The sequence below is a fragment of the Cupriavidus phytohabitans genome (assembly GCF_017815025.1).
GTDB lineage: Bacteria > Pseudomonadota > Gammaproteobacteria > Burkholderiales > Burkholderiaceae > Cupriavidus.
The window spans coordinates 35,937-52,431 of record NZ_JAGIQB010000017.1 but is presented as its reverse complement, the minus strand read 5'-3'; the positions used below and the strand labels follow the sequence as shown (position 1 = coordinate 52,431).

General features: G+C 67.1%; 14 protein-coding genes and 1 pseudogene. 2 read left to right on the top strand and 13 right to left on the bottom strand.

Annotated features, from left to right (window positions below; translation table 11 throughout):
- Positions 1 to 2 precede the first annotated feature (2 nt).
- The 4 genes from J8I34_RS13980 to czcI all read right to left on the bottom strand — a co-directional run bounded on the left by J8I34_RS13980 (position 3) and on the right by czcI (position 6,259).
- Positions 3 to 3,182, bottom strand: coding sequence for a CusA/CzcA family heavy metal efflux RND transporter (locus J8I34_RS13980; protein ID WP_209806279.1), 3,180 nt, complete (start codon positions 3,180 to 3,182; stop codon positions 3 to 5).
- Between the two features lie 12 nt (positions 3,183 to 3,194).
- Positions 3,195 to 4,496, bottom strand: coding sequence for an efflux RND transporter periplasmic adaptor subunit (locus J8I34_RS13975; protein WP_209806278.1), 1,302 nt, complete (start codon positions 4,494 to 4,496; stop codon positions 3,195 to 3,197).
- Between the two features lie 17 nt (positions 4,497 to 4,513).
- Positions 4,514 to 5,794, bottom strand: coding sequence for a TolC family protein (locus tag J8I34_RS13970; protein WP_209806277.1), 1,281 nt, complete (start codon positions 5,792 to 5,794; stop codon positions 4,514 to 4,516).
- A 96-nt stretch (positions 5,795 to 5,890) separates the two neighbouring features.
- On the bottom strand, positions 5,891 to 6,259 hold the full coding sequence (gene czcI, locus J8I34_RS13965) for a cation efflux protein, CzcI family (protein ID WP_209806276.1): 369 nt from the start codon (positions 6,257 to 6,259) through the stop codon (positions 5,891 to 5,893).
- Positions 6,260 to 6,504: 245 nt separating this feature from the next.
- Between czcI and J8I34_RS13960 the strand changes: the two genes are divergently transcribed.
- Complete coding sequence (locus J8I34_RS13960; protein WP_029045249.1) at positions 6,505 to 6,810, top strand: hypothetical protein; 306 nt, start codon at positions 6,505 to 6,507, stop codon at positions 6,808 to 6,810.
- Positions 6,811 to 6,921: 111 nt separating this feature from the next.
- Here the strand turns inward: J8I34_RS13960 and J8I34_RS13955 are convergent, their stop codons facing one another.
- The 6 genes and pseudogenes from J8I34_RS13955 to J8I34_RS13930 all read right to left on the bottom strand — a co-directional run bounded on the left by J8I34_RS13955 (position 6,922) and on the right by J8I34_RS13930 (position 11,723).
- On the bottom strand, positions 6,922 to 7,125 hold the full coding sequence (locus J8I34_RS13955) for a zf-HC2 domain-containing protein (protein ID WP_029045248.1): 204 nt from the start codon (positions 7,123 to 7,125) through the stop codon (positions 6,922 to 6,924).
- A gap of 46 nt (positions 7,126 to 7,171) precedes the next feature.
- On the bottom strand, positions 7,172 to 7,762 hold the full coding sequence (locus J8I34_RS13950; protein ID WP_029045247.1) for a sigma-70 family RNA polymerase sigma factor: 591 nt from the start codon (positions 7,760 to 7,762) through the stop codon (positions 7,172 to 7,174).
- A gap of 67 nt (positions 7,763 to 7,829) precedes the next feature.
- Positions 7,830 to 8,512: pseudogene (locus J8I34_RS13945) on the bottom strand (AAA family ATPase); the annotation flags it as partial.
- 138 nt (positions 8,513 to 8,650) lie between these two features.
- Complete coding sequence (locus tag J8I34_RS13940) at positions 8,651 to 9,664, bottom strand: GlxA family transcriptional regulator (protein WP_035876773.1); 1,014 nt, start codon at positions 9,662 to 9,664, stop codon at positions 8,651 to 8,653.
- A gap of 12 nt (positions 9,665 to 9,676) precedes the next feature.
- A complete protein-coding gene (gene choW / locus J8I34_RS13935; protein WP_209770896.1) occupies positions 9,677 to 10,573 on the bottom strand; it encodes a choline ABC transporter permease subunit in 897 nt (298 codons plus the stop codon).
- Complete coding sequence (locus J8I34_RS13930; RefSeq protein ID WP_209770893.1) at positions 10,566 to 11,723, bottom strand: quaternary amine ABC transporter ATP-binding protein; 1,158 nt, start codon at positions 11,721 to 11,723, stop codon at positions 10,566 to 10,568. The genes choW and J8I34_RS13930 overlap by 8 nt, the downstream gene beginning before the upstream one ends.
- A 437-nt stretch (positions 11,724 to 12,160) precedes the next feature.
- On the opposite strand from J8I34_RS13930, the gene purU reads away from it, so the two are divergent.
- Positions 12,161 to 13,033 (top strand): formyltetrahydrofolate deformylase, encoded by an 873-nt coding sequence (gene purU, locus J8I34_RS13925; RefSeq protein ID WP_209770890.1) that lies wholly within the window; start codon positions 12,161 to 12,163, stop codon positions 13,031 to 13,033.
- 72 nt (positions 13,034 to 13,105) lie between these two features.
- On the opposite strand, the gene J8I34_RS13920 is transcribed toward purU, so the two are convergent.
- The 3 genes from J8I34_RS13920 to J8I34_RS13910 form a co-directional block, all read right to left on the bottom strand.
- Positions 13,106 to 13,969 (bottom strand): glycine betaine ABC transporter substrate-binding protein, encoded by an 864-nt coding sequence (locus J8I34_RS13920; RefSeq protein WP_209806275.1) that lies wholly within the window; start codon positions 13,967 to 13,969, stop codon positions 13,106 to 13,108.
- A gap of 75 nt (positions 13,970 to 14,044) precedes the next feature.
- Positions 14,045 to 15,211 carry an FAD-binding oxidoreductase gene (locus J8I34_RS13915; protein WP_209806274.1) on the bottom strand — a complete coding sequence of 389 codons (1,167 nt, stop codon included), beginning with the start codon at positions 15,209 to 15,211 and terminating at the stop codon, positions 14,045 to 14,047.
- Between the two features lie 21 nt (positions 15,212 to 15,232).
- Positions 15,233 to 16,471, bottom strand: coding sequence for an aromatic ring-hydroxylating oxygenase subunit alpha (locus J8I34_RS13910; RefSeq protein ID WP_029045238.1), 1,239 nt, complete (start codon positions 16,469 to 16,471; stop codon positions 15,233 to 15,235).
- Positions 16,472 to 16,495 lie beyond the last annotated feature (24 nt).

The window sequence follows — 16,495 nt, the reverse complement described above, 5'->3', positions numbered from 1 at the left end:
CTTCACGGCGACGTGAAAGATGGATGGCTCGCGTGGCGGCTCGCAGCCACCGGGTCGTCATCCCTGTGCGCCAGCCGGTACAACACTGGCAACACCAGCAACGTCAGCGCCGTCGACGACAGGATGCCGCCAATCACCACCGTGGCCAGCGGACGCTGCACTTCTGCACCCGTGCCGGTGGCCAGCGCCATCGGCACGAAGCCCAGCGAAGCCACCAGCGCGGTCATCAGCACCGGCCGCAGCCGCGTCAGCGCGCCGTCCCGGATCGCCTGGTCCAGCCCCAGGCCCTCTTCGCGCAGCGAGCGGATAAACGACAGCATCACCAGCCCGTTCAGCACCGCCACGCCGCACAGCGCGATAAAGCCCACCGCGGCCGAGATCGACAGCGGGATGCCGCACAGCCACAGCGCGAGGATGCCGCCGGTCAGCGCGAACGGGATGCCGGTGAAGACCAGCAGCCCGTCCTTGACGTTGCCGAACATCGCGAACAGCAGCACGAACACCAGCCCCAATGCCAGCGGAACCACCACGCGCAGCCTTGCGGTAGCGGACTGGAGCTGCTCGAAGGTGCCGCCCCAGCTGGTCCAGTAGCCGGCAGGGATGCGCACGCGCTCGCGAATGGCGGCCTCCGCCTCGGGCACGAAGCTGCCGATATCCCGCCCGCGCACGTTGGCGCTGACCACTATTCGGCGCTTCCCGTTCTCGCGCGAAACCTGGTTAGGGCCAGGCGCGATCTCCACGGTGGCGACTTCGCTGAGCGGAATATAGCTGGTGCGCGCGCCGGCCACGGCGTCCTTCGGCAGCGCCACCGGCAGGCGCCGCAGCGCTTCCACGTCTTCGCGCACGGCATCGGGCAGGCGCACGACGATGTCGAAGCGCCGGTCGCCGCTGAAGAAGGTGCCCGACACCTTGCCGCCGATGCCGATCGCCACGGCCTCCTGGATGTCGCTCAGGTTGAGCCCATAGCGCGCGGCCTTGTCGCGGTCGATATTGACGCTGAGCATCGGCAGCCCGGTGGTCTGCTCGACCTTGACCTCGGCCGCGCCCGCAATGCCCTGCAGCACCGCGGCGATCCGGTTGGCGGTGTCCTCCAGCACGGCGTTGTCGTCACCGAACACCTTGACCGCCACGTCCGAGCGCACGCCCGAGATCAGCTCGTTGAAGCGCAGCTGGATCGGCTGCGAGAACTCGTAGTTGTTGCCGGGGAGCTTGCCAACCTCCTCGCGGATCGCGACGATCAGCTCGTCGCGCGTGCGGCGCGGCGCGGGCCATTCGGAATGCGGCTTGAGCATGATGTAGCCGTCCGAGATATTCGGCGGCATCGGGTCGGAGGCGATTTCGGCGGTGCCGGTGCGCGCGAACACGCGTTCGATCTCCGGGAATTTCGCCTTCAGCGTGGTCTCGACCTGCTGCTGCATCGCCACCGACTGCGTCAGGCTGGTGCCGGGAATGCGCAGCGCCTGGATGGCGAGGTCGCCCTCGTTGAGGCTGGGCACGAACTCGCTGCCCAGGCGCGTGGCGATCACCAGGGACAGCGCCACCGCCACGCCGGCCAGCGTCAGCACCACCGGCGTCGCCGACAGCGAGCGGTCCAGCAGCACGGCATAGCGGCGCCGCGCCCAGGCCGTGAACCGGTTCTCCCGCTCGGCCACGCGATTGCCGATGGCCAGCGCCACCGCCGCGGGAACGAAGGTGACAGACAGCACCATCGCGCCCAGCAGCGCCAGCACCACGGTGATCGCCATCGGGTGGAACATCTTGCCCTCGACGCCGGTCAGCGCAAAGATCGGCAGGTACACCACCATGATGATGAGCTGGCCGTACAGCAGCGGCCTGCGCGCCTCGCGCGCGGCGGCGAAGACCTCGTGCAGGCGTTCGGTGCGCGTCAGCGCGCGGCCATGGCGCTGCTGCGCATGCGCCAGGCGCCGCACGCAGTTCTCGACGATCACCACCGCGCCGTCGACGATGATGCCGAAGTCCAGCGCGCCCAGGCTCATCAGGTTGGCGCTGGTGCGGGTGTGGACCATGCCGGTGAAGGTGAACAGCATCGACAGCGGGATCACCAGCGCGGTGATCAGTGCCGCGCGCAGGTTGCCGAGGAACAGGAACAGGATGGCGATCACCAGCACCGCGCCTTCCAGCAGGTTCTTCTTCACCGTGGCGATGGCCTTGTCGACCAGCGTGGTGCGGTCGTACACGGTGATCGCCTTCACGCCGGCCGGCAGCGTGCGGTTGATCTCCGCCATCTTGCGGTCGACGGCCTGCGACACCGTGCGGCTGTTCTCGCCGATCAGCATGAAGACCGTGCCCAGCACCACCTCGCGGCCATCCTCGGTGGCGGCGCCGGTGCGCAGCTCGCCGCCGGTCTGCACGCTGGCCAGGTCGCGCACGCGGATCGGCTGACCTTGCGCGGTGCCGACGATGACGTCGCGGATATCGTCGAGCGAGCGCACCTGGCCCGGCACGCGCACCAGGTATTGCTCGCCGCGCCGCTCGATATAGCCGGCGCCGACGTTGTCGTTGTTCTTCTCCAGCGCGGTCACCACGTCGGCGAGCGACAGGCCATACGATGCCATCCGTTCAAGGCTGGGCGCCACCACATAGGCGCGCGCATGGCCGCCGATGGCATTGACCTCGGTCACCCCCGGCACGTTGCGCAGCTGCGGGCGAATCACCCAGTCCTGGATTTCGCGCAGGTCGGACAGCGTGTACGGCGTGCCGTCCGGCTTGCGCGCGTTGGGCTCGGCTTCCACGGTCCACAGGTAGATCTCGCCAAGGCCGGTCGAGATCGGCCCCATCGCAGGCGTAATGCCGGTGGGAAGCTTGTCGCGCGCTTCCTGGATGCGCTGGTTGACCAGCTGGCGCGCGAAATGGATATCGGTGCCTTCGCGGAAGATCACCGTGACCTGCGACAGCCCATAGCGGGACAGCGAGCGGGTCTGCTCCAGCCCCGGCAGGCCCGCCATCACGGTCTCGACCGGATAGGTGATGCGCTGCTCGGTCTCCAGCGGCGAATAGCCGGGCGCGGCGGTGTTGACCTGCACCTGGACGTTGGTGATGTCAGGCACGGCGTCGATCGGCAGCCGGGTGTAGTTGTACAGTCCCAGCGCGGCCATGCCGAGCACGGCCAGCAGCACCAGCCAGCGCTGCTCGATGGCAAAGCGGATCAGGCGTTCGAACATGGCGCCTCCCGCTCAGTGCTCATGCCCGGCGCTGGCCTTGCCCAGCTCGGACTTGAGGATGAAGCTGTTGGCCGCGGCGTAGCGCGCACCGGCCTGCAGGCCTTCGGTGATCTCGACCAGCTTGCCACCGCTGCGGCCGGTCCTGACCGGCTGCACGGCAAACCCGCCCGGCACCGCGACGAACACGGCGCTGCGCCCATCGACCTGCTGCACGGCATCGGCTTCCACCGTGACCGGCACCTGCGCCGCGGCACCGAGGACGCTGACGGTGACGAACAGGCCGGGCCGCCACGCCATGCCGGGATTGGCCAGCGTCACGCGTGCCTTGGCGGTGCGGGTCTGCTCGCCGAGCAGCGCGCCGACGTAGGAGACCTTGCCCTCCGCCTGCGTCTCGGAGGCGGTGGAGCGGATCCTGACGGTCTCGCCCACGCGCACCTGGTCGAGGTCGCGCGCCGACACCACGAACTCGGCCCATACCGAACTCAGGTCCGAGATGGTGAAGATGCTGGCGTCTTCCTTGACGGCCTCGCCCAGCGACAGGTGCTTCTCCACGATGATGCCGTCGAACGGGGCGCGCAGCGCGAACTGGTTCAGGCTGCCGCCCTTGCCGCCCTTGCCATCCTTGCCGGCGCTTTCCGACGCGCCGATCGCGACCAGTTTCTGCCGCGCGTTCTGCACCGCGATCTGCGCCTCTTCCAGCGCGGTGCGGGCCTGCTGGTAGTCCTGCTCGGCCGAGATTTTCTCCTGCCACAGCGTCTTCTCGCGCGCATAGATGGCGCGCGCCAGCGCCTCGCGCCGCTGCGCCGCGAGCAGTTCGCTGCGCTGCTCGGCCAGTGCCGTGCTGGCGATCACAGCCAGCACCTGGCCTTTGGCGACCTGCTCGCCCAGGTTGGCCGGCACCGCCTGGGCCACGCCCGCGACGCGCGGCACCACGTGGGCGGTGCGGTCGTCGTTGAAGCGGATCTCGCCGGGGAAATCGACACTGCCGCGCAGCGGCGCGGGGCCTGCCGTGGCGATGCCGATGCCGGCCTGCTGCACCTGCTCCGGCGTCAGCCTGATGAAGTGGGGCTGGTCGGCGGCCTGCGCGGGCGCAGCGGCGGCAGCGGGGGCGCTGGCCGGCGAACTTGCCGGCTGGTCGTGCGCGTGGCCGTCGCCATGGTCGGCATGCTCGCCTTGTTCAGCGTGTTCGCCATGCTCATGCCCGGCCTCGCCGGAGCCGCCGCCCTTGCCCATGAACAGGATCGCCGCGCCGCCCAGCAGCCCCGCGACCAGGATGGCCACCACCGCGGCCCGTTGTTGCTTGCTTATTGCCATGCTTGGAGCCTTCCGTATCAGTGTCCGAGGATGCGGTCGATGCTGGCGGCCGCGTCATAGGTGCGGGCCAGTACGTCCAGGTAGCGGATGCGCGCCTGGAACAGGGTGCGCTGGGCATCCAGCACATCGAGGAAATTGAACTTGCCGGCCTCGAACCCGCGCGAAGCGGCGGCATACGCCTGCTCCGCCGCGGGCAGCACCGAGCCCTGCAGCGTCTGCGCCGCGGCGCGCGACACCGACAGCTGCGTCGACGCCTGCTGCAGTTCATTGGCCAGCCGGATGCGGTTGGCGGCATGCACATCCTGCGCGCGGTCCGCGCGGCGCAGCGCCGCGTACAGGTTGCCCTGGTTGCGGTCGAACAGCGGCAGCGGGATCGCCACGCCCAGCACGGCCATGTTGCGGTTGGCCTCGTTGTCACGCTTGGCGCCGAGGCTGACGGTGACGTCGGGGTACTGGCGGCTGCGCGCCACCGCCACTTCGGCGCGGCTGCGTTCGGCGGAGAGCCGGCTGGCGGCCAGCAGCGGTGAATCTTCCAGAGCGCTCTCCAACGCGGCGGGCGCGGGGCGCGACGGCAGCGCGTCGAGGTCGCCCTGTGCCTGCGCGAAGCGCGGCGCGGCATTGCCCCACAGCGCGGCCAGCGACTGCCGTGCGGACTGCAGCGCGCCGGTGGCCTCGGCCAGCTCCAGCTCGGCGTTGGCCTGCTCGACCTGCGCGCGCGTTGCTTCCAGCGGCGCGACCTTGCCGGCGGCGACACGGCGCGAGGCGGCCTGCGCCGCACGGCTGGCGATGCCGACCGAGCCCTCGGCCAGCTTGACGCGCTCCTGCGCGACCAGCACGCCGAAGAAGCGCGCGATCACCGCCGCGCGCAGTTCGGCGCGCACGCCGCCCAGCTCGGCCTGCGCCAGTTCGCGGCCACGCTCGGCCACGCCGATGCGGGCAGCGCGCTTGCCGCCCAGCTCGATTGGCACGTTGAACTGCCCGGTGGTCGAGCGCGTGGCGCGGCGCGTGTCTTCCATCGACACCGCCAGCTCGGGGTTGGGAATCACGCGCGCCTGCGTCAGGTCGCCCTCGGTGGCGTCCAGCTCCTTGCCGGCGGCGGACAGCGCGAAGCTGCCGGCTTCGGCCAGCGCCAGCGCGGCGTCCAGCGTCAGCGTGCCGGATGGCTCGGATATGCCCGCACCGCTCGCACCGGTGGCGTACGGCGAGGGTTGGATGGCGGATGGTGGCGTCTGGGCGACGCCGGCAAGCGGGCTGGTCAGGACGGCCGCCAGCCCCAGCGGCAGCAAAAGTCTTCGCATCGAATTGCACCAGGAAAGAAACCGGGAATTCGGCGAGACGCCTGAGTTCAGCGAATCAGGAAGAAGTCAGGGAAGCGGGTAGCGTCGTCTCGCCGGCTAAGCGAGACGGGGCCACTGCGGGCGGTCGGGGGCCCTGGCGCTGTGGGAGGAGAAACCGGATTGCGGCGGGGCCTGCGCCAGTGCAACGCGCTGGCTGGCCTGCACGCGTGGCCCGTCGGCGCGTGCGAACGGCACCGAGGCGATATGGCAGACGCCGCAGTCGGGATCGGCAACGCCCAGCTTGTCGACATCGGCGCCGGCCTTGGTTGCATGCTGGCCGGCATCGGCCTTGTGCTGGTGCTCGTGATGCCCCAGGTGCGCCTTGGCCGCCGTCGCCACCTCATGCCGGCAATACGCGGCCGCTCCCGCCCAGGCGAACTGGAGCGGCAGGATCAGCGCGAGGACGATGAGGAGCAGGCGATGCATGTCGGAATGGCGGCGAGCCGCAAGTTTAACCGAGGCTGGCCGGGGTTCACGCGATGAGCCGATTACATTTGCGTCATGCCATAACGGGTGAAGGATGGTAAATCTTATTTCAAATTTTTTGAATAACCTATCCACACCGATCCCCGTTTTCGCTCGGCAAAGGCTCCTATAGTTCGTTACATGAACGGCACGTACTCAATGCCAAACGTTCTGCCAGATTCAACGAACAATACTGGAGAAATCTCATGACCAAGACCGCCCGCTTCGCTTCCGCCCTGTTCCTGTCGCTGGCCGCCCTCGGCGCCGCGCACGCCGCTACTGCCGCCGAACGGCTGCCCGGCGACAAGTATGGCTACGAGTTCCGCTCGCACGATGCCTTCACCGATGGCGCCCGCGCCGGCAAGCCCGATCCGTATGTGGACGGCGCCCGCACGGTGGCCGGACTGGACCGTCGCGGCGTGTCGGCGGCCCCGGCGCGCAGCTTCGACCCGTACAGCGAAGGCAGCCGCGTGGGTGGTTTCGACCCCTACGGCGAGGGTGCGCGTGCGTAATTGCCGTGGGTTTGCTCCCCTCTCCCGCCTGCGGGAGAGGGGAGCCTTTGCCAGTGCCGTCAGCTTACGTTCAGCGCATCCAGGCGCGACCCCTGGCTACGGACAGCGGCCTCAATCCTCCCGCCCCATTCGCCGCATCGCCTCCCGCATGGTCCGCATCTGCGCGCTGAACACGGTGCAGGCTTCGCAGATCGCCAGGTGGCCGCGCACGCGCAGCCGTTCCACCCACGACAAAGGCTGGTCCAGCCCCTTCATGGTCAGGTGGTGGACTTCTTTGCAGTCCGGCAGCAGGCGGCGGGCGGGGCGGTCGGGCATGGTCGTTGCCGAGGGTTAAGTGGATGAGATCGTTCGCAAGGGCCGATCAGCCCTCGCCGGCAGCGCCACGCTGCCCGAACCAGCGCAGTTCCAGGCACTCGCGCAGCCGCATGCGGGCCCGGTACAGCATGGCCCATGCATTGGTCGCGCTGATCTGCAAGACCTGACAGATTTCTTCGGTATCGAGCTCCAGCCATTCGCGCATCATGAAGAGCCGGCCCAGCCGCGGCGGCAGCCGGTCGACGCATAGCTGCAGGATTTCAAAGAACTCGCGGCGCTCGAAGGCGCGCTCGGGATCGCCCCAGTCGGAAGGCGGATCCTGGTAGTGGCCGTTGCGCGTGAACAGCGCATCCAGCGCCTCCTGCTCCGACGGGGCCTCGCCGTCCTCCGGCGCCACCAGCGCCAGCCGCACCTCGCGCCGGCCGCTGCGCAGGCTGTCGATCAGCTTGTGCTTGAGGATGCCGACCAGGTAGGTGCGCAGCGACGAGTGGCCGGCAAAGCGCTCCGGGTGCTCCAGCGCGGCCAGCAGCGTTTCCGAGACCGCGTCTTCCGCCAGCACCTCATCGCGCAGTTGCAGGCGCGCAAAGCGCAGCAGGTAGGGCCGTACAGCCTGCAGTTCGGCAGGATCGAGGCTCATGGGGGCGCGTCAGCGGCGTTGGGAGATGCGCCATGATACCGCTGGCGCACGCTTCAGGGCGCGCGCTTCAGTTCAGTCCCCGGAATTGCCCGCACAGCCTGAACACGTCTTCGGTCAGCGGCACCTCCCGCGCGCGGGCATAGCGCGTGGCCAGCTTGAGCAGCTCCTTGATATCGCGTCCGCTGGCCTTGGGGTAGGCCCGCAGCAGCGCCTCGACCAGCCCGTCGCCCAGCCCGTCGCCCAGCTCGGCGCCGAACTGCGCCCCCTGCAGCCGCCACAGGCGCCGCGCATCCTCCTTGCCCGGTGTTTCGTAATGGATGGTGGCGATGCAGCGCGACAGGATGGCATCGTCGACATCGCCGATGCGGTTGGTGGTCATGAACAGCAGGCCATTGAAGTACTCCAGCGTGCGCAGGAACTCGGCGACGATGGCGCGACGACTTCGGCATAGACCTCGGCGGTCAGCGTCTTGCCCAGCCCCGGCGCGCCCTGGCACAGGATGGTGGTGCCGCCCGACTTGCCGGGCACGAAGTCCTGCACCAGCACGTCCATGTGCGAGGTCAGGATATCGATCAGGTCGCGGTGGTGCTCCGGCAGCACCAGCTTGTCGCGCAGCTCGGGCTGGTAGCGGTACTCGGTCAGGTGCTGCACATGCACCCAGAGATTGCGGTGCCACTCCAGGTGGAACAGGTGCACATAGCCGTGCAGCGGCACCGACTCGAAGCCCGCTTCCACGCCGGCCTCGCGCCAGTGTTGTCGGGCGCCAGCATCTGGAACATCAGCGCGCGCTGGTTCTGGCTCTTGCTCAGCGTGTAGAGCGAATTCCGCCATCACCCATGACAGCATGCCTGAAGCAGCACTTGATCATCCGCATCACGCCGGGCGTTGTTATCCCGACTGCCGCCGTTCATGGCTGGGGGCATGCCCAAACTGCGCGCGGTACGCCTTGCTGAAATGACATGGCGACTGGAACCCGCAGGCCGTCGTCACACTGGCAATCGAGGCGTTGCTGGTGCGCAGCATCTCGCGCGCGCGCTTCAGGCGCAGGGTGAGGTAGTAGTGGGTCGGCGACACGTTCAGATAGAACTTGAACATTCGCTGCAGATGCCGCTGCGACAGCCGCACCAGCCGCGCGAGTTCGTCAAGCGACAGCGGCTCCTCGATATTCGCCTCCATCAGCCGGACCACCTCGATCAACTCCGCCCGCGACAGGCCAACGCGCGCATAGACCGGAATCGGCTGGGAATCGGTCGCACTACGTATGCGTTCGAGGATGAACTGCTCGGATACCTGCGTGGCAAGCTTCTGGCCGAAGCGCAGCCCGACCAGATAGAGCATCATGTCGATCGGCGCCGTGCCGCCCGTGCAGGTAAGCCGGTCGCCATCGACGACAAACAGTTCGTCCGCGAACTGCACCAGCGGAAACTCTTCGTGGAGCGTGGACCGGTTTTCCCAATGCACGGCGCAGCGGTAGCCGTCCAGCAGCTTGCTGGACATCAAGGCATAGGCGCCTGTGCAGATCCCGCCGAGCGGCATGCCCCGCCCGGCGAGTCCGGCAAGCATCGTGCGCGTGCCGTCGTCGACGGCGTCGCGGATGTCAATGCCTCCGCAGACGATCATCACGTCCGGCAAAGCCGAGGCATCGAGGGCGCGGGTCGGACGCACTGCGATGCCGTTGCTGGCATACGCCGGCGCGCCGTTGGTTGAATAGATCGACCAGCTGTAGTGGTCGGCGCGCCCGAGATAGTTTGCCATGCGCAGCACCTCGACCGCGCTCGAGAACGCAATCATCGAGAAGTCCGGCAAGGTCAGAAAGCCGAAATGTGCGAGCGCCGACATCGGAGGTGAAGCGCTACCAGCTGGCACGGCCGCAACAGTTACCTCATCGATCTCGTCGTGCATGGCTGGTCGGGATCAGGCTTGCGCCGTGCTTGCCTTGGTGCTGAACAATTGCCTGAGTCCCGAGAACAGTGGTGCCTTCACGGACCCCGGCGCGCGGCCAAAGCTTTCGGTGATGCGGTCCAGGATGATTGCCAGCAGCACGACCGACAGGCCGCTTTCAAAGCCCAGGCCGATATCCAGGCGCTGGATGCTCGCCAGCACCTCGTTGCCCAGGCCGCCGGCGCCCACCATCGACGCGATAATCACCATCGACAGCGCCATCATGATCGTCTGGTTCACCCCCTGCATGATCGAGGGCAGCGCATTCGGGAACTGCACCTTGTACAACAGTTGCCACGGCGTACAGCCGAAGGCGTGGCCGGCTTCGACGATCTCCATGTTCACCTGGCGGATGCCAAGGCAGGTCAGCCGGACCGCTGGCGGCATGGCGAAGATCACCGTGGCAAGGATGCCCGGCACGCGGCCCAGGCCGAAGAGCATCGCCGCGGGTATCAGGTAGACGAACGCGGGCATGGTCTGCATCAGGTCGAGCACCGGACGGACGGTGGCCGCCACCACCCTGCTCCTTGCCGCCCAGATGCCGAGCGGAACGCCGAGCAGCAGGCTGATGACGGTCGAGGACAGCGTAAGGCCCAGCGTGATGATGGTCTGGTCCCAGAAGCCGGTTGCGAAGATCACGAACAGCGACGCGGCGGTGAAGACCGCGAAGCGCCAGCCTACGCGCCACAGCCCGATGCCGATGAAGATCGCCATCATCAGCCACATCGGCACGGCTTGCAGCCCGCGCTCGATCAGTTCAGCGAGGCCCCCGATGGCGCGGCCGATGGCGTCGAACGTCGCCGCGTCGTGATCGAGGAGGTAATGGACGGATTGGTCGACCCAGCGGCCGAGGGGCAGGAGTTCAGACATGGTTACCTCGCGAGCGCGTGATGGCTTTCAGGATGACGGCGCGGCTGACCGAGCCGCAATAGCAGCCGTCGTCGTCGACGACTGGCAGCGCATTCGGGTTCGCGACCACGCGCTCGACGACATGGTCGAGCGAAGCGTTGCGCCGGATGCTTTCCACCGGCCGTACGCCCTGCGTGGCGTCGCGCGTGACGAAGCCGCGGAGCTTGCGCTGCGCATCGAGCACGAAGGCGTAGTCTTCGCCGCCGTTCAGCGTCGCGGCGATGTTGGCCGCGTCGAGTTTCGACAGCGTCGGCACGGCGTTGGTCTGCATCAGGTCGCCGGCGGTCAGGTAGCGGCTCGTATCGATGCCATCGAAGAACGTACGGACGTAGTTGTCGGCAGGGTTGGCAATGATCTCCTGCGGCGTGCCGACCTGGACGAGCCGGCCGCCCTCCATGATCGCGATCCGGCTGCCGATGCGCAGCGCCTCCTCCAGGTCATGCGATACGAACATGATGGTGCGGCGGTGCTCCTTCTGCAGCTGCAGCAGCACATTCTGCATCTCCTTGCGCTTGAGCGGGTCGAGGGCCGAGAACGCCTCGTCCATGATCATCAGCGACGGATTGACCGCCAGCGCGCGCGCCAGGCCCACGCGCTGCTGCATGCCGCCCGACAGCTCGCGCGGCAGCTTCTGCGCGAACGTGGCCAGGCCGACCTGCTCCAGCACTTCCATGGCGCGGCGCTCGCGCTCCTTCCTGCCGACCCCCGCCACCTCCAGCCCGAACGCGGCATTGGACAGCACGGTGCGCTGCGGCATCAGCGCGAACGACTGGAACACCATGCTCATGTCCTTGCGGCGCAGCGCGATCAGCTCGCCGCGGCTCACGGCTGCCACATCGCGCCCGCCGATCAGCACCTTGCCGGCGGTCGGTTCGACCAGCCGGTTCACAAGGCGGATCAGCGTCGACTTGCCGGATCCCGACAGGCCCATCAGCACGAATATTTCGCCTTCCCTGACGTCGAACGACACGTTGTGCACACCGACCACGTGGCCGGTGCGCCGGAATACCTCATCCTTCGTCGAACCGGCGGCGAGCATGTCGAGTGCCTGCTTGGGATTGCTGCCAAATACCTTGCACAGACCTTCGACCACGACCTTTGGACTATCCATCGAAACTTCTCCTGGCCCTGCGGGGACTCACTCGTCATATGGCATGCCAACGCTTTCTCCACTCGTCCGGGAAGCGCTGGCGGCGCGTTACTACCTTCCTCCCTGGAATGCCTGAGCAAACCATGTCGTCGCTTTGCAACCTGCGTTGCGCGATTCCCTACATGGTTGCCAAGAAACGCCCTCCCCTGCCGACTAATTCCGACAAGTGCTTGCGCAAATGCGACAACGGCAATCCGGCAAGGCGAATTTGACGGCGACTGTCCACAAACGGCGCCAACCATCCGACTGGGCGGGACGGCGCTACGTGCGGCGTGGCGCGTCGATACCAGCCACGCGGCGCTTCGGTTCTATCCGGTGCCCGCATGGCCTGATCTACTTGGCGCATGGCATGTGCGCGCACGAGGCGTCCGCGGCCAGTCAACCCAGAGAGGAATCGCATGAACGCGCAGTCTCCTTCACAACAGCACATCCTGACGCTGTCGTGCCCGAGCGCCCCCGGCCAGGTCGCCGCCACCGTCGGGCTGCTCGAGCGCCATCGCTGCTACATCGACGAACTGACCGTCTTCGACGACGACCTGAGCAACCGCTTCTTCCTGCGTTGCGTGTTCCACCCGACGGACGCGCGGGCGCTGGATGTCGGCCGGCTGCGGCAGGAATTCACGCCGATCGCGCAGGGCTACGGCATGCAGTGGGCCATCCACGATGCGCACGCCCGTCCCCGGGTGCTGATCATGGTGTCGAAGCTCGAGCATTGCCTGGCGGACCTGCTGTTCCGCTGGCGCATGGGCGAGCTGAAGATGGATATCGTGGGGGTCGCCTCGAACCATGCCGACCTGGAGCCGCTGGCGCGCCAGCATGACCTGCCGTTCCGGCACTTCCCGATCACGCCCGAGACCAAGGGCGAGCAGGAAGCGCGCTGGCTGGACCTGTTCGAGTCGAGCGGCGCGGAGCTGGTGATCCTCGCCCGCTACATGCAGGTTCTCTCGGCCGCGACCAGCGCGAAACTGGCCAACCGCGCGATCAACATCCACCATTCATTCCTGCCTGGCTTCAAGGGTGCCAGGCCCTATCACCAGGCGCATGCGCGCGGCGTCAAGCTGATCGGCGCGACCGCCCACTTCGTCACCGACGACCTCGACGAAGGCCCGATCATCGAGCAGGCCGTCGAGCGCGTCGATCATTCGTACCGGCCGGAGCAGCTGCTTGCGGTCGGCCGCGACGTGGAATGCATCACGCTGGCGCGCGCGGTGAAGGCGTTCATCGAGCGGCGGGTGTTCCTGAACGGGGACCGGACGGTCGTATTCCAGTAAGCGCAAGAAAGCGGGCCACGATCGCAAAACGATCATGGCCCGCGTTGTTGCGAGTGTCGTGGCTTGACGGATTTACTGCGTGTTCTCGAGCCACGCACTGACGCGGTCCCCATGCGCGGCAATCCAGGCGTCGGCGGCTGCATCCGGCTTAGTGCCGTTCTGGATCGCCAGCATCACGCTATCGATCTCGCCCGGCTTCCACTGGAACTTCTTCAGGAAGGCCACGACCGGCTTCGCCTTGTTCTCCAGGCCCGGGTTCACGACGTTGTCGACGTGCTCGGACTCCCCGAACACCTTCTTGGGATCGTCGAGGAAGCGCAGCTTCCACTTGGCGAACATCCAGTGAGGCGCCCAGCCGGTCACGACCACCGGCTTGTTCGCGCTCATCGAGCGCGCCAGCTCGACCGTCATCGCGCTGCCCGAGCTGGGCATCAGCGAATAGCTCAGGCCATAGCTCTTGATCGCCTCGGACGCCTTGCGCATCACGCCGGCGCCGGCATCGATGCCGACGATGCGGCCTTCGAACGAGGCCTTCTGCGCGTTGAGCTCGTCGATGCTTTTCGCGCTGACGGAAGCCGGAACGATCAGGCCGATCCGCGCTTCGGTAAAGTTGGGCCCGAGGTTGACCACCTTGGTCTTGAACTGCTCCCAGTAGGCGCCCTGCGTGACCGGCAGCCATGCCGACAGCGTCGCGTCGAGGTCGCCGCGCGCGACGCCCTGCCACATCACGCCCGCCGCCACCGGCACGAGCTGCACCGGATACCCCAGCTTCTTCTCGATGATGCGCGCGGCCACGTTGGTGGTGGCAACGCTGTCATCCCAACCCTCGACGTAGCCGATCTTCAACGTTGGCTTGGTGTCCCCGAGCGCGAGCGCGCTCCATGTCAGCATGACCGATGCAGCGCCAGTGCAGAATAGTTTTCCGAGAAGTTTCATGTCTACCCTCCTTTAATCGGCGCCGAGGCGCTCACCTTCTGAATACGAACCGTCAGCCGCTGTGCGTGCCAGGCCTCACTTGTCGATCACGAGGTCCGACAGCGGCTTGCTGCAGCACAGCAGCACCATGCCCTGGTCGATCTCGCGCTGGCGGATGCCGCCGTTGTGCTTCATGTCGACCTGCCCACTGACCAGCTTGACCTTGCACGTCCCGCACATGCCCTGCGTGCATGACGCAGGCAGCCGCACGCCCGACTGGCGCGCCGCGTCCAGCACGTTCTGCCCCGCGCCGCAGGCAATGTCCCGTGCGCTTCTGGCGAAGCTGATGTTGAACCGCGCCGTGTCCGCATGGCCGTTGGCTGCTGGTGCGCCCCCCTTGCCCTCCTCGGCAGCCTCGGCCGCTTCGCCGGGAGCGGGCTCAGCGTTCAAGGTCTCGAAGGAGAAGCTCTCCTCGTGGTAGCGCCTGCGATCGAAGCCGGCTTCGTCAAGCAGCTCGCGCACCGCCTTCATGTAGGGGGCCGGGCCGCACGTGAAGATCTCGCGCTCCATGAAATCCGGCGCGACCAGCTTCAGCAGCGGCAGCGACAGGAATCCGGTGACGCCCGGCCAGTTGGTCCGCGCGCCGACACGCTCGCAAACGAACGCGGTGCGGAAGTTCGCCTGGTTTGCCGCGATCAGGTCCAGCTCGCGGGCAAAGATGATGTCGTCCGGCGTGCGCGCGCTGTGCAGGAACACGATGTCGCGGTCTTCGGCGAGATCGTGGTGCGCACGGCTCATCGACATCAGCGGCGTGATGCCCGAGCCCGCGGACAGGAACAGGTACTTGTGCGCCGGGTGCCGCGCGCAGGTGAACTCGCCGCCAGGCCCGAGCATGCGGATCGGCATGCCAGGCGTCACCGTGTCGTGCAGCCAGTTCGACACCTTGCCACCCGGCACCCGCTTGACCGTGATCGAGACCGTGTGCGGCCGCGCGGGTGACGACGATATGGTGTAGCAGCGATTGATCGTCTCGCCATCGATGTCGAGTTCCAGCGTGATGAACTGACCCGGCTCGAACACAAAGGCGCGCCCCTGAGGTGAACGAAAGAAGAAGCTCTTTACATCGTGCGTTTCCTGCCGCACGTGGCAGCACACGAGCGTCTCCTCGACGTCGCTGGTCCAGCGCTCGGGAAGCGCGCTCCAGAACGCCGGGCGCGTCACCCGGCTGTCCGCTGATTCGAAATGCACCGCATCGCGCATCATGTCAACCTCCGCTCCTTGCGCTCAGGCGCCGATCTGCTCGGCGAGCCGGCGGACATACCATGCCGAGAATTTCTCGACCAGGCCTTCGGTGAACGGCGAGTAAGGGCCGGGCTCGTACGCGCTGCTCGCCGCGCCGCGCTGCGAGTACTCGACCAGCGCGCGATCCTGGTCATTGGTCGCATTCCAGACCGCGGTCAGGTTCTTCACGTCGTAGTCGACGCCCTCGCGCGCATCCTTGTGGACCAGCCATTTCGTGCGCACGAGCGTTTCACCCGCGGACAAGGGGATCACCGAGAACGTCACGATGTGGTCGCTCATGAAGTGATGCCACGAGTTAGGCTGGGTCCAGAAGGAAAGCCCGCCGAGGTCTGCCTGCTCGAAGTTCCCAAGCAGCTTCTTCGAGGCCACCTTCGCGTCCAGCGTCTGCGACTCGCCGCTGCGGTCCAGCGGCAGGCGCTGCGTGCGGAAGCCAGTGGTTTCCAGCAGCCGTTCGATCTCGGCCGACGGCAGCTTCATCGCTTCCCATTGCGCGGCGCGCGTGTCGCAGGTGCGCTCGAACGCTTCCATGCCCTCCGCGTTGGCCGGCGAGCGCTGGTAGCCGAAGCCGTACTCGTACAGCGAAATGGTCAGCTCCGGATGGTTGGCCACGCAGTGGTAGCACTCGCGGTTGTTCTCCATCGTGAGCTTCCAGTTGCCCTGCTCGATGATGTCGACCTGCGCGGCGACCTTGGTGTTCGGCAGGTCGTGCGGCAGCAGGTACGGTTCCATCGCAGTGCGCATCGGCGCGAAGTCCGGCGGCTCCTTGGCCAGGCAGACAAAGATCAGCCCGGCAAGGTTCTCCACGTGTACCGACTTCAGGCTGTGCTTGCAGCGGTCGAACTTCTCGCCCATGTGCTCGGCGAACATCAGCTCGCCACTCAGGTTGTAGGTCCAGCTGTGGTACGGGCACACGATGTTGCCAACCGTGCCCTTGTCCTCGTTGCACAGCCGTGCGCCGCGATGGCGGCACACGTTGTGGTATGCGCGGACCTGCATGTCGTCGTCGCGCACGATCAGGATCGAGTCCTGGCCAAGCTCGACGGTCACGTAGTCTCCCGGCTCCGGCACGTCGGGCTCGACCGCCACCTGGATCCAGTGCTGGCGGAAGATTGCCTCCATGTCGAGCGCGAAGATTTCCTCGCTCAGGTAAAAAGGCGCCTCGAGGCTGTGGCCCGCCTTGCGCCGCTCCACCAGCGCGCGAATGTCTGCCGATACGTTCATCGTTTGCTCCGGATTCCCTGCGTC